A 24,914-nucleotide genomic window follows, 5' to 3' on the forward strand; every position below is an offset into this window, starting at 1 on the left:
TCCCAAGGAAGGTACTCGGAAGCGGAACCGCTGTATTTGCAAGCTGTGGAAATTTTACGCAGCAAGTTGCCCGCAAGCCACCCGCACATTCAGGTTTTGTGGAAAAATTATGTTGGGCTGTGGCGGGAAGGAATCAGTAAAGGACATTTGACATTTGAGCAATTGGAAAAACATCCTTTTGGGGAACAGTTATTAGCAGAAATGAAGGAATAAATAAAAAGAGCGCTCTCAATTACAAATATTGTTAAAATATACAATATGCAGCATAAATGGTAGATTATTTAGTGGCTCGCTCACCGCTTATACCTAGTGCTGAAGCGCATCATTGCAGGGGTGCATTTAGTTGGTCTTGGTGCGTGAAGCGCTGAATCAAGTTGCTCGATTTGTGACAATTCTTAATCGCCGCGCCTCACACACCCTACAATATGGATTGTATATAATTTGTTATATTTGATATTATAAGTAATAGCGGGAGATCATATTATATTTTTGCACTAAAATGTCACTCACTACTCATCAATTAATTCAGTGGAAACAACAAGGGCGGTCAATTGTTGCCCTGACAGCTTATGATTATGCGATCGCCCAACTCATCGATCAAGCAGGCGTAGATATCATCCTAGTCGGCGATTCCCTCGCCATGACAGTCTTAGGCTACGAGACAACCCTACCCATAACCCTCGATGAAATGCTGCACCACGCTAAAGCAGTGCGCCGTGGAGTTAAACAAGCATTAATTGTTGTAGATTTGCCGTTTTTGACTTACCAAGAAAGTCCCCAGCAAGCCATGCACTCGGCCGGGAGAGCTTTGAAAGAAACTGGCGCTCAAGCTGTAAAATTGGAAGGTGGATATCCAGCAATGGCTGCCACAGTTTCGCAGCTAACATCCGCCGGAATTCCAGTGATGGGGCACGTTGGTTTAACTCCGCAGTCGGTACACCAACTCGGCTACAAAAAACAAGGAAAAACAGCCGAAGCAGCCGATCGCATCATAGCAGAGTCGATCGCGCTTCAAGAAGCAGGTGCCTTTGCGATCGTCTTAGAACACATTCCCGCCGACTTAGCCGCTCAAATTACCCAAAAACTAACTATTCCCACCATTGGTATCGGCGCCGGGCCGCACTGCGACGGCCAAGTTTTAGTTACTTCCGATTTGTTGGGACTTTCGGAAAAACAGCCGCCTTTTGCTAAAGCTTACGCCAATTTGCGAGAAACAATTACCCAAGCTGTCACAGATTATTCCCTCGAAGTTAGAGAAGGCAAATTTCCAGAATAGGTTCTTAGTGAGGGCTTGAGCCCTTAAAAAGGAAGACTAAAATCCTCACTACAAACCTAATTTACACTTTCGGCTGACCCTCTTCCTCTTTATCCTTCTCAACAGCTTCATCCTCAGATTGACCAACCCCTTCCTTAAAACTCCGCAGCGTTTTGCCCAAAGCATTTCCCAACTCAGGAATCTTCTTGGGGCCGAAAATTAGTATAGCCACCACCGCAACAATGCCCATTTCAGGCAATCCCAGACCAAACATACAAAATCTCCTGTAAAACTTGCTCGATCGTAAGTCAATCTACTGATATTGTTAAAGTATCTACCTTTTTTCCTGCATCTTGCAACAGTAGAATCAAGTTTTATTAAGCTATCCCCCGATAAATACGAATGTTAGAAATATCCCAGCCTTCTCTGCGCGACCAACAGCACCATCTCATCCGCGATTTAGCAGACCGGATGGAAGCAGTATGGCACCGCTATCTAGACCTCGAACCCTACCACCTGCCCGCTGAGTTGGGATATGTAGAAGGCCGCTTGGAAGGAGAAAAACTGATCATTGAAAACCGCTGCTATCAAACGCCCCAGTTCCGCAAAATACACCTCGAACTCGCTAAAGTCGGGCCGTTGCTTGACATTCTGCACTGCGTGATGTTTCCCAGACCGAATTATGCTTTGCCGATGTTCGGTACGGATATCGTAGCAGGCAAAGGCCAAGTTAGCGCCGCGATCGCAGACCTTTCTCCCCTCAATCCCGATCGAACTTTGTCGGAAACCTACCGAACCCAACTGGCAATATTGCCGATCGATCAATTTTCTTGTCCCCGCCAAATTCCCGAATGGGGGGATATTTTCTCAGAATTTTGCCTGTTTGTGCGGCCCGAGTCGATCGAAGAAAACAGTCGGTTTTTGGATATTGTTGAATCCTACGTTGAAATTCACTGCAAACAGGCAGTCGCTTCCGAACCAGTCTCTGCCGCAGAAGCATCGAAAATTCTAGACGCTCAAATTTACTACTGCACCCAGCAGCAGCAAAACGACAAAACCCGCCGCGTACTCGAAAAAGCTTTCGGTCAAGATTGGGCCGAACATTATATGACCGAAGTGCTTTTTGATATCCCTAAATAGCTTAAATGTGTTTACAATACTTAATAGTAGGTGGGCAAAACTTAATTAGGAAATCACCTACTTTATAAGTAATGGGAAAGGAATCACGGGTCAAGGATAAATCATTTTTAAAACCCCCAGGGCGAGGACTCATCGGTTTAGCGATCGCCGCCACTCTCATTACCACAGGAGTCGGTTTTTGGCAAGTATCTCAACTTAAAAAAGCCGAAGAGTTAAAGGCGGCGGCGGCAGCGGCGGCGGCAACTTCCGTCGCCACCCGCAACAGTGTTACCGCTTTGGGTAGGTTGACTCCGCAGGGGGAAGTTATCAAATTGTCGGCCCCTTCGGCGTCGGAGGGAGCAAGAATTGAACAGTTGCAGGTGGAAGAGGGCGATCGAGTCAGTCAAGGACAAATCATAGCAGTTCTCGATACGCGCGATCGACTCCAAGCAATCCTGCAACAAGCCGACAAAGAAGTCAAAGTCAAACAAGCAGAATTAGCGAAAATTCAAGCAGGCGCAAAAACAGGCGTTGTCGGCGCTCAAAAAGCAGAAGTTGCCAAGTTTGAAGCACAAGTGCAAAGAGAAACCGAAGCCGAAGCAGCCAATATCGCCCGCTTAGAAGCTCAACTGCGAAGAGAAACCGAAGCCGAACAAGCTAACGTCGCCAAATTTGAGGCACAACTCCAAAGAGAAACCGAAGCCGAACAAGCTAATCTTGCCAAATTTGAGGCACAACTCGAAAGAGAAACAGAGGTGCAGCAGTCCAAATTGGCTAGGCTAGAAGCTCAATTGCGCGGCGAAATTGCGTCTCAAAACGCTACAGTCGATCGGCTAAAAGCCGAATTAACCAACGCCGAAGCCGAGGAACAACGCAATAAAGAACTCTCCCAAACAGGCGCAATTTCTGCTTCCGCCTACGACACCAAACGCTTAGCAGCAGAGACGGCTCGCCAGAGAGTAAAAGAAGCGCAAGCTATATTAGAAAAAACAGTGCAAACACTGCAAGAGCAAATAGTCGAAACCAAAGCAACAATCAAACAAACAGTAGAAACAGGCAAGCAGGAAATCAATCAATCCCGAGCCAATCTCCGACGCAAGTTAGAAACAGGCAGGCAGGAAATTAACCAAGCCAGAGCAACCTTAAATCAAAAGATAGAAACTGGTAGAGAACAAATCAATCAAGCCGAAGCAATACTAAAACAAAAAGCAGAAACTGGCCAAGAACAAATCAATCAAGCCAAAGCAAATCTAGACCAAATTGCCGAAGTACGTCCCGAAGACGTGCAAGCCGCCCAAGCCGCCGTCGAAAGTGCGATCGCCTCCAAACAAAAAGCTCAAGTAGACTTAAACTTAAGTTACGTCAAAGCACCCGTATCCGGCTACATCCTCAAAGTTCACAGCCGACAAGGAGAAGCTGTCAACACTCAAGATGGCATCGTAGAACTAGGCGGCACCGATCAAATGTACGCCGTAGCAGAAGTTTACGAAACCGACATCGCCAAAGTGCGAAACGGCCAGCGCGCAACAGTCACCAGCCCGGTTTTTGCAGGCACTGTGGAAGGAAAAGTCGATCGCATCGGCAAACAAATCAGCAAAAAAGATGTCCTTAATACAGACCCCGCCGCCGACACCGACGCGAGAGTTATCGAAGTTAGAATTCGCCTCGATCCGGAATCGAGCAAGAAAGTTGCAACCCTAACAAACTTGCAGGTTGAAGTCAAAATAAATATCTAAATTTTACGTTGAGACAACTTACGGATGGGGACTCAATCAACCGGGTATTTTACCGATATTAAGGGTTTGAATCAAATATAAGGGGAAAAAAACAGATTTCTCAACACCCGTGCTTAAGTCGTAAAATTATTCCCTCCTAAACCTAAAATCTAAACTCTAAAATAGACTCTTATGGCAAAAATACCACTAGCTTGGGCACAATTAACCCGCGAAAGAATGCGCTTAGTAATCGCGCTAGCAGGCATTGGATTTGCTGACTTGCTAATGTTTATGCAGTTTGGATTTAGAGACGCGCTATTTGAAAGCTCCATCACCTTTCACTCGAAATTAAAAGGAGATATTTTTATCAGCAGCACCCAGTCTACGGCTTTAATAGCCATGAAAAGTTTTCCCCAGCGTCGCTTGTATCAAGCTTTGAGTTTTAACGGCGTTACAGCAATTAGTCCCGTATATTTAGGCTTTGGATTGTGGAAAAACCCCGACCCCAACCAGCGCAATACTCGCCAATTGATGGTAATCGGTTTTGACCCTGCTCATCCCATCTTTGATCTGCCTGAAATCCAAAATAATTTGGACAAAATCAAAATTTCGGATGTGGTTTTATTTGACCAAGCTTCTCGGCCGGAGTTTGGGCCGGTAGCAGAATATTTCAAACAGGGAAAAGTTGTTGAAACTGAAGTTGACAATCGCCGCGTTAGGGTAGATGGTTTATTTACTATAGGGGCCTCTTTCGGTGCCGACGGAAATCTTGTCACCAGCGATTTGAACTTTATGCGGATTTTTTCGACGCGGAGAACAAGAGGTTTAATCGATATAGGTATTGTTCACTTGCAGCCGGGAACAGATGTTAAGGCTGTTGTTGATAAAATGAGGGCAACTTTGCCGAACGATGTGAGAATTTCTACTAAAGAAGAGTTTGTAGATTTTGAAAAAAAATATTGGCAGGAAAGTACCTCCATCGGATTTGTTTTCACACTCGGCGCGGCAATGGGATTTATCGTTGGGATAGTGATTGTTTATCAAATTCTTTATACTGATGTTACCGACCACTTGCCGGAATACGCGACGCTGAAGGCGATGGGATATAAGGATATTTACTTTTTGGGTGTGGTGTTTCAAGAGGCTTTGATTTTGGCAATTCTTGGCTATTTGCCAGGGTTTGGAGTTTCTTTGGTGCTGTACAATTTAGGGAGAAGTGCTACGAGTTTGCCGATGTATATGACTTTGGCGAAAGCTATGACTGTTTTTATTATGACAGTTGTAATGTGTTCTGTGTCCGGCGCGATCGCAGTTAGGAAGTTGCAGGCGGCTGACCCGGCGGATATTTTTTAAGGAAGGAAGAAGGAAGTTCGGCAACGGATTCTGTAACGGATGTAAGGGATGTCAGGAAGAAGGAAGAAGGAATTACCAATTACCAAGTACAAATTACGAATGAATACTTTACCAGTTGTCTCGATTCAAAATCTCAATCATTCCTTCGGCGAAGGACAACTTCGCAAACAGACATTATTTGACATCAACCTCGAAATTTATCCGGGCGAAATCGTGCTGATGACTGGTCCTTCTGGGTCGGGTAAAACAACATTGTTAACCTTGATAGGAGCTTTGCGATCGATCCAAGAAGGTAGTCTTAAAATTCTTGGCCAAGAATTGCGGGGAACGCCGAAAAACAAATTAGTTAAAATCCGCCGCGACATCGGCTATATTTTCCAAGCTCACAATTTGCTCAAATGCTTGACAGCTAGGCAAAATGTGCAAATGTCTTTAGAACTGCACAGTCATCTTTCTCCCCAAGAAACTAATGATAAAATAGAGGGAATGCTGGAAGCTGTAGGCTTGGGAGAAAGAATAGATTATTACCCAGACAGTCTTTCTGGTGGTCAGAAACAAAGAGTTGCGATCGCCCGCGCATTAGTCAGCCAGCCGAAATTAGTATTAGCAGACGAACCCACAGCAGCACTAGACAGTAAATCAGGTAGAGATGTGGTAGAAATTATGCGAGGTTTGGCCAAAGAACAGCACTGCACTATTTTGCTTGTCACCCACGACAACCGCATTTTAGATATAGCCGATCGCATTATTCACATGGAAGACGGCTACCTCGCACAAGACACATCAACAACGGTGGCAACCGGCGTTCTTTCGGGAAAATAATATTAATCCACCTACACTTATTTCCGAGAAACGGGACGCTTTCCTCCTACCTTAGCAGGACTTTTTGTCCCACTTTTTGCTGGACTTTTAGAACTACTTTTGCCACTTTTTTGACCCTTAGATCCGGCCAATTGGCTATCATTGGCATTTGCAGGTCTGCCGGCAGGCGTTCTAGTAGTCCTAAAGGTAACATTCACCCCTTCATTTGACTGTTCCAGCACCAACATCGGCGTCGGCTTGGCTTTTTGATCCCACTCAATATGAACGATGCGACCTTGAATTGTTGGCTGCCAACTGTCGTGATCGTCTGAAGGACTCAGATAAGTTTCCAAACAGTCAATAATTTGATTAATTGTCGCTGATGTTGCCTGAGTCGGCAGTTTCATCAACTTAATTTGAATCCGAAACAGCACGCGTTTTTCTATTTTTATTGCCGGATCGCCAGTTTCGTATTCGATATCAAACATCGAATCCACTTGCCGGCCGCTGCCCGCATTCCCATTTTTATCTCCCACTGCCCCCTGAGTCGGACGCAGGGCAATACTAATTTTTTCTTTAACTTTTACCTTGATCTGGTTCACAATGGCAAAGTGAAAGACCTCTTCCGCCATCCGCATTCTCAGGTAGTCTAAATTAAAGTCTCGCGAGTGGATAAGGTCGGGATTCTTTTCCATCTTTAACATGGTTTCCAGAGCCATTTTATATTTTTTCTGGAGTTCTCGATTTCTAAACTCCTCAAATTTGAGCTTTTTACTCAAATCGTCGAGTTTTAGCTTGGTAAACACCGCTAAACCGATAAGCAATAACAACAGTAATCCTGACCCTCCCATTAAGAGTTGGTCTGAGGACGGATCTCCGGGTTTAGCCTTTTTAGGTTTGGGAGAGGCTACTGCCAACCTTGGTTCTACAAGGATTATTTGGGTTGACATGGGCTTTTAAAGGGTAAAATTTGACGCTATATTTATACAGGACTCCAGAGTAGAGCTGGTAGTGCAACTGGATCAACCAACATTGACATCATTCCACCATCATCTTGGTACAACTGGATTTCTGCAACTGGAGCACGCACCCTCTAATTAATACTTTATCTTTAACTGCAAGCAGGTTTCCGAAATATCGGAAAATCCCGCGCTGGCACTGGCCAATAGAAATGGTGAATTGTCTGTAATATATTATACCAATACATCTAAAAAAAATGTTTGTTCGGCGGTCTCCGTTTCTAGAAAAATAAAAAGAAATACACATAAATTAATAGTAACTCTGGGAGCGAGCAGCGGAAAACATCAAGCAGAACAGTCGATCGCCCGGACGATCAGGGGGCGGACGTTGGAGAGTGATAATTCCTACTGTTGGCTGACTCCCGCCGTGCCAGCCCACCGGGCGGCTTGCTGTGAAAGTCGAGCTGTGGTGCGATCGAACAACGTCTCCTTAGCTAAGATTACAGCTAATACCACCATTATTCGATCGTGACCTACGAACCCCTGCACCACAAATATCGCCCTCAGACATTTGCCGAATTAGTCGGTCAAGAGGCGATCGCCCAAACCCTCACCAGCGCCATCCTACAAGAGCGCATAGCACCAGCATATCTATTCACCGGCCCCAGAGGCACCGGTAAAACCTCTAGTGCCAGAATTTTCGCCAAATCTCTCAACTGTATTTCTACGGTTGCCCCCACCCCCACACCCTGTGGCAAATGCAACGTTTGCCAAGAAATTGCCCGAGGTTCCACACTAGATGTCATCGAAATTGACGCCGCCAGCAACACCGGAGTAGATAACATTCGGGATTTAATCGAAAGAGCTCAATTTGCTCCCGTACAATGCCGCTATAAAGTATATGTAATCGACGAAGTTCATATGCTCAGTACCCAGGCATTTAACGCCTTATTAAAAACCCTAGAAGAACCGCCAGATCGCGTTGTATTCGTCCTCGCCACAACCGACCCACAAAGAGTATTACCAACTATTATTTCTCGTTGCCAAAAGTTTGACTTTCGTCGCATCCCCCTCGAAGCAATGATTGCCCATTTGCACAAAATTGCCAAATTAGAAAATATCAATATTGCCAGCGATGCAGTACAAATGGTTGCTCAAATCGCCCAAGGTGGTCTGCGAGATGCCGAAAGTTTGCTCGACCAACTAAGCTTATTTCAGGGTGAAGTAACAGTCGAAAAAGTTTGGGATTTAGTCGGTGCAGTCCCCGAAAATGATTTAATGGATTTGCTGCAAGCTATTGATACAGATAACGCTACAGCATTAATAGACATGACCCGCCATCTCATGGATCGCGGTCGGGAACCGCTAATCGTGCTGCAAAGTCTCGCGAGTTTTTACCGAGATTTGCTAATAGCCAAAGCTGCACCAAAGCGGTCAGATTTAGTAGCTTTAACATCGGCCACTTGGGAAAAACTGGGGGATTTTGCCCGCAGTTGGGATGCGGAGTTGATTTTGGCAGGTCAGAAACATTTGCAAACCCACGAAGTGCAAATTAAAAACACTACTCAGCCGCGTTTGTGGCTGGAAGTAACGCTGTTGGGATTGTTGCCTTCAGCAATTAGAACTCAGCAGCAAACAACAGCCGAACCAGCGAAAAATATTGCTCCACCACCACAAAATTACCCCCCCCAACCCAGGGCGGGCACGGGGGCACCGCCCCTACAATCGGGGGGGAGTCAGACATCTCATATTGAACAATCTTCAGTTCCCAATTCGCAGAATCCTCCGCCTCAGTCGCAGCCTGTGGCTAATCGAACAGAAAGCACACCTCCTGCAGCGATTCCCGCACCTGTACCAACTGCTGAAACTAATCAAACAAATTATTCCTCGACTAATTCAGCCGATGAAATCGATTTAAATCGAGTGTGGGAACAGGTACTTGACCGCGTGCGGCCGCATGGCACTCAATCGCTGCTTCGCCAACATGGACAGCTAGTAATTTTTAGCAATAATACTGCTCATGTTAAGATTAGTTCCCAGCCGTTGCTCAATATGGTTAAAGACAAAGTAGCTAATATTGAAGAAGCTTTTTTGCAAATTTTTAACCGTCGAGTAACAGTAAAAGTGGGCTTGACAAATCCCGCTGAAACTAATAGTTCCCGCGCCAAGGATTTGCCTACTTCTAACGGACGTGTTGGCGAAAATCCTAGGAATTCTCATCCTGTGAGTGATGCGGGCCAACAGGTGCAGAAATCGGCGGGTTCTGAGATTACAGATGATTTTTTGGGGAATGGTGGAGAACAAAAGCACCCGCCAGCGCCTGAAAATACCGCCGTTAATGTGCCGGCAATTTCCGAATCGCGATCGCCCACAAACGGTTCTACAGACTCTCAAAATGACTTTAAAGCTCAGGCTATAGCGGTGCGTGATGACGCTCAATATGTCGCGAATACGGCTAGGAAATTGGCTGATATGTTTGACGGGGAAGTAGTCGATTTGTCGGATGACTTGGAGATTTGGGAGTCGGAAACTTTTAGATTGGAATCTGAACCGGATTTTTCCGAGTTGTCTTCTGAGTTAGGTGAGGATGATTTTATAGATTGGTAATGTAGATCACTAAAAAAACCGAGAAACCCGGTTTTTGTAGTAGGGGCGCTGCTAAGAGTGGCCGCCCTTCCAGGTTTCTTAATACCCTAAAAGTTTTAGGTTGAATTATAGTCACCTAGTGATTGTGAATATCTACTTTTAAGCTGACTCTGGCTTGGGTAGGGAAGACGGAAGTACCAACAACTCAGCCGTCGATCGCTTCTCGACCATTTCCTTAGTAATCGTACACCGGGCAACATCCTTGCGCGACGGCAACTCGTACATCACATCCAACATCAATTCTTCGACAATTCCCCGCAGCGCCCGCGCTCCAGTTTTGCGGCGGTATGCTTCCTGGGCGATCGCCCGAATCGCCTCTGGCTTAAAGTCCAACTGCACATTATCCATCTTCAGCAGCTTTTGATACTGCTTAACCAAAGCATTGCGCGGCTCAGTCAAAATCGCCATCAGCGTTTCCTCATCCAGCGGCTCTAACACCGCCGCCACCGGCACCCGCCCAATAAACTCAGGAATCATCCCAAACTTCACCAAATCATCCGGTTCCAGTTGCTTGAGTACATCAGCAGCCCGCTTTTCCTTCGGCTGAGCTTCTCCGGGCTGAATAAAACCCATTGACTTTTTACCCGTTCTCTGCTCTATCACTTTTTCCAGACCGACAAAAGCACCGCCGCAAATAAACATGATATTGCTGGTATCAATTTGGATGCAGTCTTGATAGGGATGCTTGCGGCCGCCTTGGGGAGGTACATTGGCGATCGTCCCCTCAAGCATTTTCAGCAGCGCCTGCTGCACGCCTTCACCCGAAACATCCCGGGTAATCGAAGGATTCTCGCTCTTGCGGGCTATTTTGTCAATTTCATCAATATAAATAATTCCGCGCTGCGCCTCTTCCACGTCCATATCTGCCACTTGCAGCAGCCGCAGCAAAATATTTTCCACATCTTCCCCGACATAGCCTGCTTCCGTCAGCGTCGTCGCGTCAGCCACCGCAAACGGCACGTCTAGCATATCCGCCAACGTCTGAGCCAGCAGAGTTTTTCCGCAGCCCGTCGGCCCGATTAACAAAATATTCGATTTTTGTAGTTCTACTTCTTCCGGTGGGTGCTTGCCGCTATTTTTGGCATGGATAAAGCTCAGGCGCTTGTAGTGGTTGTAAACAGCTACCGAGAGCACTTTTTTCGCCTCATTTTGCCCGATCGCATTTTCGTCGAGGTAATTTTTAATTTCCCTCGGCTTCGGAATTTGGCTCATCGACATACTTTTGCCCGAGGTAGCGCGGCGCTTTGGCGTCGTTTCCTGCTTCGGAGCCGCCGCCGCTGCCGGCACTGCACTCGAATCAAACAACTCCTCATCTAAAATTTCATTGCACAAGTCAACGCATTCGTCGCAGATATACACCCCGGGCCCTGCGATCAACTTGCGTACTTGCTCTTGAGACTTGCCACAAAACGAACATTTTAGATGGGAGTCGTACTTAGACATAACAGCCTCTTAATTCAGTGCAGTGACATTCTCTCCCGCCGCCGGAAGGTTTTCTTTAGCGATAACTCGATCGACCAAACCGTAATTTTTGGCTTCCTCGGCTGACATAAAAAAGTCGCGCTCTGTATCCGCCTCTAATTTGTCGATCGGTTGACCTGTGTGGTGCGCTAGCAGTTGATTCAGCTTACGCTTATGATAAAGGATTTCTTTGGCTTGAATCTCAATATCAACTGCTTGACCTTGAGCGCCTCCAAGCGGCTGGTGAATCATAATCCGGGAACTCGGAAGAGACATCCGCTTACCGTGAGCTCCTGCTGTCAGCAGAAATGCGCCCATACTCGCTGCCAAACCGTAACAAATCGTCACCACATCCGGGCGGATTTGCTGCATTGTGTCATAAATTGCCATGCCGGCCGTCACCGAGCCGCCGGGGGAATTAATGTACATTTGGACATCTTTTTCTGGGTCTTCGGCATCTAGATACAATAGCTGAGCCACTATTGAGTCAGCAACTTCGTCGGTTACGGGAGTTCCTAAAAACACAATTCGCTCCCGCAGCAAGCGCGAGTAAATGTCAAAAGCCCGCTCGCCCATCCCCGACTGTTCTAGTACCATCGGCACTACATTGCTGGGGCTGGAACTGACATCAAAATCGTTATAGCTTGTAATTAGGTAATTGGAAGATTGAGATACAACCATAAGACACCAGTCAAGGATTCTAAACAATTTGCTGCTGCTGATGAAAGCTTTAAATTAAGCCGCCAGCTTTTAACTATTATGCCTCTTCTGAACAGATATCGGGGGAATGGGGAGTTTTGAGTTCTGAAATTGCTTTCTGCGCTGGGCGCCACGCTGGAGTAACTTGCAAGGCTCGCGGGGTAATGAGTTAAAACACCTACGTGTAAATCATCGCTGCTTCTAGTGGACACCCCAAGCTTTTAGTAAGGATCAGGCGCACCCGGAGCTTGTAGTTAAGGATCAGGTGCGCCGCTAAAATCACGGTTGATTTCATGCCCCCAATTAGGACATTTGAACACATTAAGTTCTATTCTTCGCTTACGACTTCCACTTCAACGCTCGTGGCTGCTTCTGATGAATCTTCAGCGTCCGATTCTTCTGATTCTTCTGCTGCAGGAGTCAGAGAGCCTTCAGGTACGAGTTCGATTGTTCCTTTTTCTTCCAACCATTTCAGGGTTTTTTGTTTGAGCAAATCTTCTGCTACAAATTCCTTCAACCTTTGGGGGTCAAAATCTCCTTTGGGAAACTGCTTTCTGATTTTTGCTATTTCGGCTGCTACTTCTGCTGGTTCAACAGATAAGGATTCCAGCTTGGCTACTTCTGCCAGAGCTAAATTCTGCTTGAGGCGCTCGATTGCTTCCGGGCGCGAGCGTTCTCGCATCGGGCCCATATTTTCTTCGGTAAACAGTTGATTGATATCTATGCCGTAATTTTTCAATTGGACGGCTTGTTGATTCAACAAATAATCGATTTCGCGATCGACCATTGTTTCAGGAATTTCCACTTCTATTAGCTGCACGAGGGCTGCTGATATAGCTTTTTCCTTATTAGCTGATGTCTGGTTTTCTTTGTCTGCTTTAAACCTAGTTTCGAGCGATTCGCGCAGTTCTGCTAAAGTTTCAAACTCGCTGACTTCTTGGGCGAAGTCGTCGTCCAACTCCGGCAATTCTTTTTCCTTAAGTTCTTTGAGAGTAATCGTAAAGACGGCAGGTTTCCCCGCTAATTCTTCACTGCTATACTCATCTGGGAACTGCACGGAAACTTCTCTAGTTTCTCCTGGATTCATCCCGATCATGCCTTGGATAAAGCCCGGTACAAACTGATTTTCCGATAATTCTACTTGAAAATCTTCTGCTTGACCGCCGGGAATTTCTGCGGGAGTTTCGCCTTCTGGTGCTTCCGCAAATCTACCGGAGAAATCAACCAAAGCCATGTCTCCCAACTGAGCCGGCCGGCCTTCTACGGGGATTAAAGCAGCTTTGTCCGATCGATATTTTGCCAGTACCTCATCTACCTGAGCCTCATCATACTTAGCTTCTTCTGCTTGAAGCTGCAAACCTGTGTACTGACCCATTTTCACTTCTGGTTGTACATCAACCTTTGCCGAAAAAATCAGAGGCTGTTCTGGATCGAACTTCTCTAGTAATTCTTCAAACTCGGTGCGAAGTTCAAAACTGCCAATTGCCGCAATTTTTTCTTGTTCTAGGGCTTTTTGCAGGGAATCATTAATCAAATTTTCCAAAGCCGTCGCTTTCAAGCGAGTCTGGCCTAGGCGCTGTAGCAAAACTTGACGGGGAACTTTGCCTTTGCGGAACCCAGGAATATTAACCTCGCGAGCAAATTGTTTAATTACTTGCTCGTAAGCTTGTTTTGACTTTTCTGACGGTACTTCGATTTCCAGACCAATTTGGCTAGCTGGAAGTTTTTCCTGGGTTACTTTCATCGGCTTTTGTGATATTTAACAATAGTGTAATAAAATACATACAAATCTGACTTTGCCTGCATTTTAATTTTGTACGCTTTGACTCGTAACGGCACAACTACAACACCTTTACCGGATGAGACTGTAAGTCATTTCCGGCTACTTTTTTGGCTCTTGCCAAATAGTTTTGGTTTGACGATACTAGCTTTTGCTGCTAGGAATGTGGAGGTTAAGTCCACTAATTGCCGATGCACCATAGCACATATCGCCCTGTGATGTCAATGTTGCCGGCCTCTGCGGCCAGTCAAAGTCAATGGATGCGCCTGCGAAAATGCAGATATATCGCAAAACTTAACCGGATGCGGATTGGGCGTGGGCGAGCGGCAAAAGATGCTAAACTGGCATTGGCTACGATCGCACGGATCGATCGGGAAGTTCGATCGCCCTTTTAGGTCAACTGCACCATTGCTATCCTCTCATGCTCCTGATATCGCATAACATTAATTAAGTTTGATATTGAGAATTGCAGTTATTTAAATTTTTGATTTCGATCGTTGAAACTATAATTTGTGGAGGAAACTAATTTGTCTCAATCCTATCGAGTTGCAATTTTAGGAGCCACCGGCGCAGTCGGTGCCGAGTTGCTAGAACTATTGCACAGCCGGAGTTTTCCGATTTCTAACTTGAAGCTGCTGGCTTCGGAACGTTCAGCAGGCACAACTTTGCCTTTTGGCGGTGAGATGCTGCCGGTCGAAGCAGTTTCGGCGCGATCTTTTGATAATGTAGATTTGGTGCTCGCTTCGGCAGGCGGCTCGACTTCTAAGTTATGGGCTCCGCAAGCGGTGGCAGCCGGAGCAGTGGTAATTGACAATTCTAGCGCTTTCCGCATGGATGCGACCGTACCGCTAGTGGTTCCAGAAGTCAATCCCCAAGCGGCTGCAGCTCACCGAGGTATAATTGCTAATCCCAACTGCACGACGATTTTGATGGCAGTTGCCGTTTGGCCACTTCACAAAGTTAGGCCGGTACAGCGCATCGTTGTAGCGACTTACCAGTCTGCCAGCGGGGCGGGGGCAAGGGCAATGGAGGAAATGAAAGCTCAAGCAAGAGCAATTTTGCAGGGGGAAACGCCCAAAACAGATATATTTCCCTACCCTTTAGCATTTAATTTGTTTCCGCACAACACCCCGATTAATGATTTGGGGTATTGTGAAGAAGAGATGAAAATGGTAAACGAAACTCGGAAGATATTTGGTACGGAGGAGATTAAAATTACGGCAACTTGTGTGCGGGTTCCCGTACTGCGGGCTCATTCGGAAGCGATTAATCTAGAGTTTGCAGAGCCTTTTAGCGCGAGCGAGGCCAGGGAAATCTTAAAGCAGGCAAGCGGGGTTAAGCTGGTAGAAGACTGGCAAGCTAATTATTTCCCGATGCCTGCTGAAGCCAGCGGTAAGGATGAGGTGTTAGTGGGCAGGATTCGCCAAGATATTTCTCACCCCTGCGGGTTGGAAATGTGGCTGTCGGGCGATCAAATCCGCAAAGGGGCGGCTTTAAATGCGGTGCAGATAGCTGAGTTGCTTGCCCAAAAAGATTTGTTGCGAACCCCAGTGGCGGCGGCTTCTAATTAGCGGAAATTCTGGCAATTGGGAAATTGAAATTGGGGATTTTAGATAAACCTTTCATCTGAAATCAAAAATTTAAAATCAAAAATCAACAGTCTAAAATCGGAGAAAGTGTGGTAAAGTTTGGACGGGTTCTGACTGCAATGATTACGCCGTTTAAGGAAGACGGCAGTGTTAACTATGCGGTAGCAGAACAATTGGCAGTTCATTTAGCCGATCACGGTACAGATAGCTTGGTAGTGTGCGGCACTACTGGCGAGTCTCCCACTATGACCTGGGATGAAGAATACGAATTATTTCAGGTGGTACAAAAGGCGGTGGTCGGTAAGGCGTTAGTAATCGCAGGAGCCGGATCGAATTCTACTTCAGAAGCAGTCGCAGCTACCCAAAAAGCAGCTAAACTCGGGTTAGATGGCTGTTTGCAGGTGGTTCCTTATTACAACAAACCCCCGCAAGAAGGTTTATACAATCATTTTCGGGCGATCGCGCAATCTGCTCCAGAATTGCCTATAATGTTATATAACATCCCCGGTCGTACTGGTCAGAATATGTTGCCGGAAACGGTGGCTCGATTGGCAGAAATCCCCAACATTGTGGCCGTAAAAGAAGCAAGTGGCAACTTGGATCAAGCAAGTCAAATTCGGTGCTTGACATCCCCTGAATTTGCCATCTATTCTGGAGATGATTCCCTAACTTTGCCAATGTTGGCGGTAGGAGGATCTGGTGTAGTTAGCGTAGCCAGCCATCTGGTAGGAGAGCAACTGCAACAGATGATAGAAGCTTTCGAGACCGGTCAAGTTCAAGTCGCTACCCAGATTCACTTGCAACTTTTTGACCTGTTTAAAGCTCTTTTTCTCACCACAAATCCCATTCCCGTCAAGACAGCTCTCAAACTTCAAGGCTGGGATGTAGGCTCCACCCGTCCGCCCCTGTGCGATCCGCCCGTTGAGGTAACTCAAAAGTTAAAGGACGTACTGAATCAGCTAGCCGCAGTATCAGCTAGCAAGACGATCTAGAACGAGTTTTCAGACAACTGAATATTGGTTGTTATCAGTCATTAGTTCTGAGTCATCAGTCATTAGTAATTAAGTGTTAGTAAGTAGCTAACAGTCAAGGATTAAAGACTGAAGAGAGAAGAATTAAGGCCCAAGACAACTGACTGTACGGGATAGTAAAACCCGCCAGGGAGTTTTCCATAAATATTTGGAAAAATATCGCCCTACCAACTAACAGTAGACGAAAGACGAAAGACGACAGACCACAGACCACAGACCAATAACAAAAATAACTAACAAAGGATACGCATGATCAACAAAAATACAACTGCATCTGCTCTAAAAGTTATTCCCCTCGGCGGGCTGCACGAAATCGGTAAAAACACTTGTGTGTTCGAGTACGGCGACGAAATCATTCTTTTAGATGCCGGTTTAGCTTTCCCTACAGATGGAATGCACGGGGTAAATATTGTCCTCCCAGACATGACTTACCTGCGGGAAAACAGCCACAAAATTAAAGGTATGATCGTGACTCACGGTCACGAAGACCACATAGGCGGTATCCCTTATCACCTCAAACAATTTGAAATTCCGGTCATCTACGGCCCCCGTTTGGCGATGGCTTTGCTAGCCGGAAAACTCGAAGAAGCCGGAGTGTCTCACCGCACTGAATTGAGAACGGTTCGACCGAGAGATACTGTCAGAATTGGCAAGAATTTCTTAGTAGAATACATTCGCAACACTCACTCGATGGCCGACAGTTTTACTGTGGCAATTCACACTCCCGTAGGAATTGTGATCCACACCGGCGACTTTAAAATTGACCACACTCCTGTAGACGGCGAGCATTTTGATTTGCAAAAGCTAGCGGAGTACGGCGAGAAAGGCGTGCTGTGCTTGATCAGCGATTCTACTAACTCGGAAGTTCCCGGTTTTACCGCTTCGGAAAGTTCTGTGGCGCCGAATTTAGACAGAATTATCGCTCAAGCACCGGGACGAGTGATGGTGACGACTTTTGCTTCGTCGGTACACCGATTGCAAATTGTTTTGGACTTGGCTAAGAAAAACAATCGGTATGTCGGAGTGGTTGGCCGGTCGATGCTGAACGTCATCGCTCACTGCCGCAATCTCGGCTACATCAAATGCGAAGATAGTATTTTCAAACCGCTCAAAGAAATCCGAAATTTGGCTGAAGACAAGGTACTGATTTTAACTACAGGTTCCCAAGGCGAACCGATGGCGGCGATGACTCGCATTGCTAACGGCGAACATCACGAACTGAAAATCAGAAAGGGCGATACAGTCATTTTCTCAGCTAATCCGATTCCGGGAAATACGATCGCAGTGGTAAACACGATCGATAAACTGATGATGCTGGGAGCACACGTGGTTTACGGCCGCGACAAAGGCATTCACGTTTCGGGTCACGGTTGTCAAGAAGACCAAAAGTTAATGATTAACATGACTCGTCCCAAGTTCTTCTTGCCGGTTCACGGGGAACACCGGATGCTGATCCAGCACTCCAAGACGGCTCAAAGCATGGGCATTCCCGCTAGCAATATGGTGATTATTGACAACGGCGATGTCGTAGAGTTGACCGAAAATTCAATCCGAGTCGCTGGTCAAGTGCCTTCAGGAATTGAATTAGTAGATTCTTCTCGATCGGGTGTTGTCAAAGCGAACGTCCTCAAGGAACGTCAGCAGTTGGCCGGAGATGGCGTTGTAACTGTAGCGGCGGCTTTGAATTGGGAAGGCAAATTAGTTGCCAAACCAGAAGTTCACTTGAAAGGTGTAGTGACCTCAGCCGATCGCGCGGAGGTGATCAAATTAATCACTCAAACCATTGAAACTGTTTTGAGCGATCGCTGGTCAGAATTTGTCAAACCCGCCACTGCTGACTCACAAGTTGATGTTGACTGGGTAGGAGTGCAAACCCAAATAGAAAAAGCAATTCAGCGGGTAATGCGCCGCGAACTGCAAAGCAATCCAATGCTGGTATTCCTGATGCAGATTCCTGAAGAAGCAGTGCGATCGGAAAAGGCAGCAGTATCTCCAGGTTCCCTGGAAGCACCTAAGCTATTATCCTCCCCATCATCGGCATCGCAATCATCGCCATCATCCCCATCCTTGCCATCTCCTGCCAATCAGGTGACGGGCCGGCGCCGTCCCCGGACTGCTGCAAGGGCAGCTTCTTAGGGCGATAATTCTCGGACGCACTCCGAACCAAGAAAGGAGTTTTAGGTTGTGTAGTTGCGCTTGGACGCCCAAGCGCAACTACAAGCCTAGATTTGATTTCACAAATAGATTTCCTCACTAAGTGAGGGAATATTTTTTAACCGCAGATAAACGCAAATGAACGCAGATAGAATTAATTACTATCTGCGTTCATTTGCGTTTATCTACCACCATCTGCGGTTGCAAAATCAGCCACCAGCAACTGCTGGAACAATGCTAACTTCATCGCCATCTTGGAGAGCAGTTTTTGAGCCATCTAAAAAGCGGATGTCTTCGCTGTTGACGTAGAAGTTGAGAAATCTGCGGGGTTCTCCCTTTTCGTCGCACAGGCTTTTTTTGATGCCGGGACAATTTGTTTCCAACGATTCAATTAGTTCGGAAATGTTATCGCCGGCGCATTCGATGGTGGCTTGATTGTTGGTAAATTTTTGCAGGGGAGTGGGAATTAAAACTTTGACGGTCATTTTTTTAGTCCTTAGTCAGTAGTCATTTATTAGTTATTAGTCCTCAGTCATTAGTCACCAGTAATCAGTCAGTAATCATCAGTCAACAGCTTAACAACCAATGACTAATGACTACCGACTACTGACTAATAGCTGTTAAACCGAAACTTGTTGCCATTCTAACCGTTCCAGTGTGCGGGCACGTTCTAGGGCGCGCTCGAACGCTTCTAGTTTCGGTTCGAGGGTGATGGGTTCGCCGATGTAGCCTTGAACTGCTTCTTGCGTTTTCAAACCGTTGCCGGTGATGTAAGCGACGGTGGTTTCATCGGGATTGATTTTACCTGCTTCTACGAGTTTCTTCAAGACTGCGATTGTCGTGCCACCGGCAGTTTCTGTGAATATGCCTTCAGTTTCTGCTAGCAGTTTCATGCCTTCGATGATTTCGGTGTCGCTGACGGATTCAATGTTGCCGCCTGTTTTGCGGGCGATTTCCAAGGCGTACATACCGTCGGCTGGATTGCCGATCGCGATCGACTTAGCAATTGTATTCGGTTTCACCGGTTTGACGAAATCACGGTTTTCGCGGAATGCTTGGGCGATTGGGGAACAGCCGTCAGCTTGAGCGCCGCTGAACCGAACTTTCTTTTCGTCCACTAAACCGACTTCGGTGAATTCTTGAAAGCCTTTGTAAATTTTTGTGAACAAAGAGCCGGAGGCGAGGGGAGCGACGATGTGATCGGGCAATTGCCAGCCTAGCTGTTCGGCAACTTCGTAGCCAAGGGTTTTTGAGCCTTCGGAATAGTAGGGACGCAAGTTGATATTGACAAATCCCCAGCCATGTGTATTAGCAACTTCGCAACAGAGACGGTTAACTTGGTCGTAGTTGCCGTGAACTGCCATGACAGTTGGATTGTAAATCAGAGTGCCGAGGACTTTGCCTGCTTCTAAGTCGGAGGGAATGAAGACTACGCAGTCGAGTCCGGCGTGGGCGGCTATCGCAGCCGTAGAGTTAGCTAAATTGCCGGTGCTGGCACAGGATACCGTTGTGAAACCCAATTCTCTCGCTCTGCTGAGGGCGACTGACACCACTCTGTCTTTAAAGCTCAGAGTGGGCATATTGACGGCATCATTTTTAATATAAAGATTTTTTAGACCGAGGCGGCGCGCCAAGCGGTGGGATTTTAATAGAGGAGTCATCCCAGTGCCGACATCGATGACGTTATCTGTAGCGACTGGTAAAAATGCGCGGTAGCGCCAGATCGAGTTGGGGCCGGCTTCGATGGTTTGGCGAGTGACGGTGCGGCGGATGGCGTCGTAGTCGTACTTGACTTCAAGCGGGCCAAAACAGCAATCGCAGACGTGCTTGGCTTGGAGTTCGTACTCTTCACCGCATTCTTTACATTTAAGGGCTGTGAAGGTTGCTGCTGTGGATTGGGTTCTGGTCGCCTGGGTCATAGCTCAACTCTCTAGTTTTGCGATGTTTTCTTAGTCTTGTGCAAGATTAGCACGGTCAATTTAGCCCGTCAACCATACCCGATTTTTTTAGTCGGGATTGATTTTTCAGTTACTTTTGAGTTAAACAGTGGTGTATTTAACTTTGATATTTGGGCGGGCGGAACGCCCACTCCACAAGGATTTGACTTGTTTTCAGGATCTGGCTGGGAACCCAGATTGTCAGGCCCGCACGCGAGCCCGATCGAGCTCAAGGATGATTTGCCGACAGAATTGTTACAAAACTTAATAAATCTTTTTTGGGCGAACAACTGGGTAGTCGTGCGATCGAACACAACTACAAAACCTCGAATTTTTGATTAACCAACTTAGCCTAGCCGCCGCTTACGGGGGGGATGAGTACAACTTCGTCGCCGTCTTGGAGGATGGTGTCGGGGGAGACGAATTCCAGGTTAAGGCCGAAGCGGGTGCGATCGCGCCATTGTTCTAATTGAGGATATTGGGCGATCGAGCTTTCGAGCACTTGAGACACTGGGGTTTCGGGAGGAAGTTCTAATGTAAGTTCCGAAACGCCGTAGGCTTCACCGAAGGCGGCGAAAAGTTTAACGGTGATGGTAATCAAAGAGTTAGACACGGCTGTTGAGTGCGATCGACGGTTTGGCAATTATCAACTACACCATACAATTAATTAGGAATTAGGCGCACCGAGGCTTAGAATTGAAAGCGGCAACCTCTAGTTAAGTTTTACCCCAGCGGGTAAAGATGATAGTTGATTGCAGCAAAAAGTCTTAACAAGATTGTATGCCGATCGCTCTCACCAACCAGGCGTTAGAAGCTGTTGGCATCCACTTAGATGCAGCTAGCTAAGGTCTAGTTGGCTGCTGTTGAGGCTAATGCGAGAATATTTTTTGAGGATGCGGTATAGATACTTTACGGTAATTGTGGGAGAGTACAAAAAGCTCGCACTACATTTAGCAGGCAACAACGCAGACAAGACCCTGCCAACCCGCTTCTCCTGACTAAAAATCAGGTTATGTAGTGCGGCTTGGGATTGTCAAACCTTTGCCCTGCTTAGCAAGCTAGCCGTTCTATCTAAGAAGAATACTGAAGTTAACGCGATAGAAATATATGGCACATAACGATTTTAAAGTGCTTCAAATTATTGAAGCTAAAGGCTGGTATGCCTTTGGGAGTACGAAGCAAAGCCAGCACGTTGAGAGATGGGTAAGACCTGTCGTGTGTTGGGTTTTAATAGAAGATAAAAAAAAGCGACGGGTTGTGACAGCTACCGCTAGCTATCAGATTCAGATTGACGACAAAGAAGTCGAGTTTTTTGCCCACGAAAGCGAAATTCAAGATCTGGATAGTCTCCCGAAGTCGGTCTCGGTATCGGAATTTCTGAAAACAGAAGATTGAGAGAAGGGCAAAAGGAGGTGATTTAACAAGTTATTAATTATTCCTTAGTAATTCCTTAAACTTGCTGTCGGATTCTATTGGAATTAGAGGCAGAAGCTCTAGATTGGGGAGAGAGGCAGATAGGGACAGGGGGAGAATTTATATTTTTGCCTTGCCTTCTGCATCTTGTACCCCATGCCTGAAGTAGCCCAAAAAATAAAGAGGCCGGAAGATTGCTGGCAATGCCAACACGCTTCCGACCTTGCTGAATAACAGGGTATGCATATGTTTTTAAAGTATGGCAGGGAGGCTTTTGAGATATCAAGAGGACTATTGCAATCACCCACTTTTGCTTTCAGGCTGGGTTTGCAAGGTTCCTATCATTTTAGACTGAGAATTTGAAAATTGAGAGGGGGAGGCTTACAGGTTAAGGATTATAGCTATTTATCTGTAGCGGGTGCTACAAAAAATGGTGGCATTTGCGGACGATCGCACATTCTCCCTAAATTGTTTGCACTCAAAGCTGAAAGTTCGATCGCCCGCTGCCACCGCTGCGACATCAAACCCCACTAGCGACCGGTTCAGGCATCTGCTGCCGCATCCGCCGCCCCTGCAGAGCCATCCGCACGCCGCCGGCAGGCCCTAAAGTCACCCCTCGGCGTTTGGCCTGTACGGGCTTTTTCTCAACCAATACCAGGTCGAAATTCCGCAAAATGGTTGCCAGCACGAGTTTCATCTCCAACTGCGCCAGCGCCAAGCCGATACAGCGGCGGCTGCCGCCTCCAAAGGGCAAATACTCGTAAGGCGAGAATTGCCTCTCCAAAAACCGTTCCGGTTTAAATTGCAGGGGTTCTGGATACAAATCCTCCCGTCTGTGGGTCAAATAAATCGAGCCGATGACAACCGTGCCCGGTTCGAGTTGATATCCCATCAGTTCCACGGGCGTGAGAACTTCTCGCGAAAACGTCAGCATTGCCACGGGGTAAATTCGCAGCGTCTCCTGACAAACTGCACTCAGGTAAGGTAAGCGGAAAATCTCCATCGGGTCGGGATTTTCCCCCAAACTGTCCAATTCTTGTAGCAACTTCTGGCGCACCGAGGGCAAACTGTGAATCCAGTAAAATGCCCAAGCTAGGGCCGTTGCTGTGGTTTCGTGGCCTGCAAACAGCAGCGTCATCAACTCGTCGCGCAATTCTTCATTAGTCATTGGTTGGCCGTTTTCGTCGCGCGCGGTCATCATTAAGCTGAGAATGTCGGTGCGGTTGGCGTCTGGTTGGAGTCTGCGTTCTTCAATTTCCGCGTCCATCAGTTCGTCAATTTTCCGCCGCCGCTGTTTCATGCGTCCCCAAGGACTCCAAGAGCCCCAATCTTGCTGCATCCAGCCGAAAAACAGTATGCTCGATCGCAAGGGAGAGCTCGTCATATCGAGGACTGAGGCAAGTAGGGGCCTGATCTCTTCCAATCGCGGCCCGTCATCCATGCCGAAGACAGCTTGCAGGATTACCCGCATGGTGACTTCCTGCATCGCGCTGCGGGCCACAAAAGGTCGATCGACCGACCATTTGCTGGCAACATCTTGAGCGATATCGCAAATTAGTTGGCCGTAATTCCGCATCCGTTCCCCGTGAAATGGTGGCATCAATAATTGGCGCTCGCGTTTGTGCCTTTCTCCCGATAGCATAATCATGGATTGTTCTCCCATCAAGGGTTTTAGGATGCTGTTCAGGCTGCCTGGAGCGTGAAACGCCTTGCTGTTGAGCATCTCCTGGACAGCTTGCGGGTGGTGGATCATCACCAATGGTTTCCCGTTGTTCACTTGAGCTGTGAAAATGTCGCCGTATTGTTTGGCACATTTATCCATGAATGTCAGGGGATCGCCGATCCATTGAATTAGCTGCACAAGGGGTGGAGCTGTGGGGCCGTTAGGTAGTGTCATAGGAATTACCGGGGTTTGGGTCACAGGACTTAGCAGTATCAACAAATCTCAAAGAGTTTGAAGGTTTATTCAATCGCTCCCAACCCTTGTTTTTAAGGGGAAAATTGCGTAAGTCCCATATCCAATAATTTTAATAGCTTATTCTCGAACGGTGCTCAAAATATCCTCTCCAAGCTCTGTAAAACGAACAGTTTTGATTTGCCAAGGAGCATAACTGCTTAAAGTTTGGCGCACGCCCCCGAACAAACCTAACATCTGACAACTCGACAGATTTTGCAATTTCTGCCGCGAATTTCCGGAGGCTCGCAGATCCACGGTAGCTATTCCGAGGTCGCGATCGATCTTGAGGCGATAACCAGCCAAACCAAGACTATCGAAAATCTGCTGCTTTAACACTTCATTAACCGCCGACGACATTAACTGGTTCTCTGGGCCTGTAACTGTTTCCGGCTTCAGAGTTTGACACAAATTATCTACCTTATAAACCGTAACGGTGGCCGTATTTTCTGAGAGGGCAGCACTGCCTAAAACTGAGGCAACAGAGTTAGAAGGCTGCGTTAATTGGCTCGAGCGAGCCTGAATTTGATTTCCCGTTAGCTGTAGGTGTTGGAACTGAGGGGCGCTTGCTGAGAGTTGCCTCTGGTTTTCGGTTGAGGTAGCTGCATCTGAGCTAGAACAACTGCTACCGCCTATCAAAATTAACCAAACGCCTAAATATCCTAACTGTTTGCAGATAGGGTTCATAGTTTTTAATACTCTACTAAACGTCAGTGTATGGAGGGTGATTTTTGGTGGTAGAAAGCACTTAGACCCTGATTACACTCACTTAGAAGTATTTCCCGCAGTACGGAGATGAAAACAAGTTAAGAGTTCTTGTTAATACCTGGATTTTAGTGTTAGATCAGGTAAGAGGGGTTTTACCCCTCACGGGTGTAACCCAGCGGTATACCTGTCTCAGCAGATCAAGCTCGCGACCCAGCTCGTAAGTGATATCAAATACCTTGTCAGTGGTGTGATGTACCGTTGCAACTCGATCCCTTCCAAGGTCTGAGGTGAAAAGCCTCTTTCCGGTTGGTAAAAGCCTGAGTTTGATTAGTAGTAATGA

The 24,914-nt window shown here is 46.8% G+C and carries 22 protein-coding genes; 12 read left to right on the forward strand and 10 right to left on the reverse strand.

What is annotated here, in order from left to right; all coding sequences use genetic code 11:
• Together QUA77_RS19665 and panB are read left to right on the forward strand one after the other, a co-directional pair.
• Window positions 1-213: tetratricopeptide repeat protein (locus QUA77_RS19665; RefSeq protein WP_333451958.1), on the forward strand; the 213-nt coding region annotated here is incomplete at its 5' end.
• A 286-nt stretch (window positions 214-499) separates the two neighbouring features.
• Window positions 500-1,276 (forward strand): 3-methyl-2-oxobutanoate hydroxymethyltransferase, encoded by a 777-nt coding sequence (gene panB, locus QUA77_RS19670; RefSeq protein WP_333451960.1) that lies wholly within the window; start codon window positions 500-502, stop codon window positions 1,274-1,276.
• A 61-nt stretch (window positions 1,277-1,337) separates the two neighbouring features.
• Here the strand turns inward: panB and tatA are convergent, their stop codons facing one another.
• Window positions 1,338-1,529 carry a twin-arginine translocase TatA/TatE family subunit gene (gene tatA / locus QUA77_RS19675; protein WP_190734631.1) on the reverse strand — a complete coding sequence of 64 codons (192 nt, stop codon included), beginning with the start codon at window positions 1,527-1,529 and terminating at the stop codon, window positions 1,338-1,340.
• A 128-nt stretch (window positions 1,530-1,657) separates the two neighbouring features.
• Here tatA and QUA77_RS19680 point away from each other — a divergent pair, with 128 nt between their 5' ends.
• The 4 genes from QUA77_RS19680 to QUA77_RS19695 all read left to right on the forward strand — a co-directional run bounded on the left by QUA77_RS19680 (window position 1,658) and on the right by QUA77_RS19695 (window position 6,264).
• A complete protein-coding gene (locus QUA77_RS19680; protein ID WP_333041658.1) occupies window positions 1,658-2,395 on the forward strand; it encodes a phycocyanobilin:ferredoxin oxidoreductase in 738 nt (245 codons plus the stop codon).
• A gap of 71 nt (window positions 2,396-2,466) precedes the next feature.
• On the forward strand, window positions 2,467-4,110 hold the full coding sequence (locus QUA77_RS19685; RefSeq protein ID WP_333451962.1) for an HlyD family efflux transporter periplasmic adaptor subunit: 1,644 nt from the start codon (window positions 2,467-2,469) through the stop codon (window positions 4,108-4,110).
• Window positions 4,111-4,281: 171 nt separating this feature from the next.
• Window positions 4,282-5,442: an ABC transporter permease DevC gene (gene devC, locus QUA77_RS19690; RefSeq protein ID WP_333041655.1), complete on the forward strand. Its 1,161-nt coding sequence runs from the start codon at window positions 4,282-4,284 to the stop codon at window positions 5,440-5,442.
• A gap of 99 nt (window positions 5,443-5,541) precedes the next feature.
• Window positions 5,542-6,264: a DevA family ABC transporter ATP-binding protein gene (locus tag QUA77_RS19695; RefSeq protein ID WP_333041652.1), complete on the forward strand. Its 723-nt coding sequence runs from the start codon at window positions 5,542-5,544 to the stop codon at window positions 6,262-6,264.
• A 17-nt stretch (window positions 6,265-6,281) separates the two neighbouring features.
• Here the strand turns inward: QUA77_RS19695 and QUA77_RS19700 are convergent, their stop codons facing one another.
• Window positions 6,282-7,193 (reverse strand): hypothetical protein, encoded by a 912-nt coding sequence (locus tag QUA77_RS19700; protein ID WP_333041650.1) that lies wholly within the window; start codon window positions 7,191-7,193, stop codon window positions 6,282-6,284.
• Between the two features lie 537 nt (window positions 7,194-7,730).
• Here QUA77_RS19700 and QUA77_RS19705 point away from each other — a divergent pair.
• A complete protein-coding gene (locus tag QUA77_RS19705; RefSeq protein ID WP_333041648.1) occupies window positions 7,731-9,809 on the forward strand; it encodes a DNA polymerase III subunit gamma/tau in 2,079 nt (692 codons plus the stop codon).
• A 138-nt stretch (window positions 9,810-9,947) separates the two neighbouring features.
• Here QUA77_RS19705 and clpX read toward each other — a convergent pair whose 3' ends face one another.
• The 3 genes from clpX to tig form a co-directional block, all read right to left on the reverse strand.
• Entirely contained in the window at window positions 9,948-11,291 is a 1,344-nt protein-coding gene (gene clpX / locus QUA77_RS19710) for an ATP-dependent protease ATP-binding subunit ClpX (protein WP_333451964.1), read from the reverse strand.
• Between the two features lie 9 nt (window positions 11,292-11,300).
• Entirely contained in the window at window positions 11,301-11,990 is a 690-nt protein-coding gene (gene clpP / locus QUA77_RS19715) for an ATP-dependent Clp endopeptidase proteolytic subunit ClpP (protein ID WP_333075055.1), read from the reverse strand.
• A 346-nt stretch (window positions 11,991-12,336) separates the two neighbouring features.
• On the reverse strand, window positions 12,337-13,752 hold the full coding sequence (gene tig / locus QUA77_RS19720; RefSeq protein ID WP_333041643.1) for a trigger factor: 1,416 nt from the start codon (window positions 13,750-13,752) through the stop codon (window positions 12,337-12,339).
• 227 nt (window positions 13,753-13,979) lie between these two features.
• Here tig and QUA77_RS19725 point away from each other — a divergent pair, with 227 nt between their 5' ends.
• The 4 genes from QUA77_RS19725 (at window position 13,980) to QUA77_RS19740 (ending at window position 18,544) form a co-directional block, all read left to right on the forward strand.
• On the forward strand, window positions 13,980-14,183 hold the full coding sequence (locus QUA77_RS19725; protein WP_333041641.1) for a hypothetical protein: 204 nt from the start codon (window positions 13,980-13,982) through the stop codon (window positions 14,181-14,183).
• Between the two features lie 132 nt (window positions 14,184-14,315).
• The gene (locus tag QUA77_RS19730) at window positions 14,316-15,359 is read left to right on the forward strand and encodes an aspartate-semialdehyde dehydrogenase (RefSeq protein ID WP_333451967.1); all 1,044 of its coding nucleotides are present in this window, start codon (window positions 14,316-14,318) and stop codon (window positions 15,357-15,359) included.
• 107 nt (window positions 15,360-15,466) lie between these two features.
• Window positions 15,467-16,369, forward strand: a complete 903-nt coding sequence (dapA, locus tag QUA77_RS19735) for a 4-hydroxy-tetrahydrodipicolinate synthase (protein ID WP_333451969.1) — start codon at window positions 15,467-15,469, stop codon at window positions 16,367-16,369.
• A 288-nt stretch (window positions 16,370-16,657) separates the two neighbouring features.
• Entirely contained in the window at window positions 16,658-18,544 is a 1,887-nt protein-coding gene (locus tag QUA77_RS19740) for a ribonuclease J (RefSeq protein WP_333451971.1), read from the forward strand.
• A gap of 227 nt (window positions 18,545-18,771) precedes the next feature.
• On the opposite strand, the gene QUA77_RS19745 is transcribed toward QUA77_RS19740, so the two are convergent.
• From QUA77_RS19745 to QUA77_RS19755, 3 genes are all read right to left on the reverse strand, one after another.
• Window positions 18,772-19,047, reverse strand: coding sequence for a MoaD/ThiS family protein (locus QUA77_RS19745; protein WP_006632924.1), 276 nt, complete (start codon window positions 19,045-19,047; stop codon window positions 18,772-18,774).
• A 135-nt stretch (window positions 19,048-19,182) separates the two neighbouring features.
• Window positions 19,183-20,481 carry a threonine synthase gene (thrC, locus tag QUA77_RS19750; RefSeq protein WP_333451973.1) on the reverse strand — a complete coding sequence of 433 codons (1,299 nt, stop codon included), beginning with the start codon at window positions 20,479-20,481 and terminating at the stop codon, window positions 19,183-19,185.
• 370 nt (window positions 20,482-20,851) lie between these two features.
• Complete coding sequence (locus tag QUA77_RS19755) at window positions 20,852-21,112, reverse strand: MoaD/ThiS family protein (RefSeq protein WP_333075068.1); 261 nt, start codon at window positions 21,110-21,112, stop codon at window positions 20,852-20,854.
• A 494-nt stretch (window positions 21,113-21,606) separates the two neighbouring features.
• Here QUA77_RS19755 and QUA77_RS19760 point away from each other — a divergent pair, with 494 nt between their 5' ends.
• Complete coding sequence (locus QUA77_RS19760; protein WP_333041628.1) at window positions 21,607-21,894, forward strand: hypothetical protein; 288 nt, start codon at window positions 21,607-21,609, stop codon at window positions 21,892-21,894.
• Between the two features lie 538 nt (window positions 21,895-22,432).
• Here the strand turns inward: QUA77_RS19760 and QUA77_RS19765 are convergent.
• Together QUA77_RS19765 and QUA77_RS19770 are read right to left on the reverse strand one after the other, a co-directional pair.
• Window positions 22,433-23,809, reverse strand: a complete 1,377-nt coding sequence (locus QUA77_RS19765; protein ID WP_333451975.1) for a cytochrome P450 — start codon at window positions 23,807-23,809, stop codon at window positions 22,433-22,435.
• A gap of 138 nt (window positions 23,810-23,947) precedes the next feature.
• Window positions 23,948-24,553, reverse strand: coding sequence for a hypothetical protein (locus tag QUA77_RS19770; RefSeq protein WP_333041623.1), 606 nt, complete (start codon window positions 24,551-24,553; stop codon window positions 23,948-23,950).
• Window positions 24,554-24,914 lie beyond the last annotated feature (361 nt).

Origin of the sequence: Microcoleus sp. K5-D4 (genome assembly GCF_036704575.1) — a bacterium.
In the GTDB taxonomy this organism is placed as follows: domain Bacteria; phylum Cyanobacteriota; class Cyanobacteriia; order Cyanobacteriales; family Microcoleaceae; genus Microcoleus.